This is a genomic window from Nocardioides sp. F233, from assembly GCF_057813895.1.
The window spans coordinates 1-290 of sequence record NZ_JBVASH010000035.1; the positions used below are offsets into that span (position 1 = coordinate 1).

1 pseudogene is annotated in these 290 nt (G+C 69.3%); it reads right to left on the minus strand.

The window, feature by feature from the left end:
• Nucleotides 1-290: pseudogene (locus ACZYRU_RS26965) on the minus strand (phosphoribosylformylglycinamidine synthase subunit PurL); the annotation flags it as partial.

Below are 290 nucleotides of genomic sequence, written 5' to 3' on the forward strand. Positions count from 1 at the left end.
GCGTAGCCCTGGCCGATGTCGATGACGCCGGCGTTCTCGCCGATGCCGGCGAGCATCGGGCCGATCGGGGTCTCCTGCGGGATCTCTCCGAACTGCTGGAGGTGCACCTTGGAGGACTTGTAGGAGCAGTGCTCGCTCCACATGACCGAGTACATCGCCAGCTCCGCACCCGTGGGGCGACGGCCGAGGATCTCGCGGATCCGCTCGTCCTCGTCGGCCTTCAGGCCGAGCTCGGACCAGGGCTGCTCGCGGTCGGGGTCACCGGCTGCGACGGCCACGGTGTCGAGGGT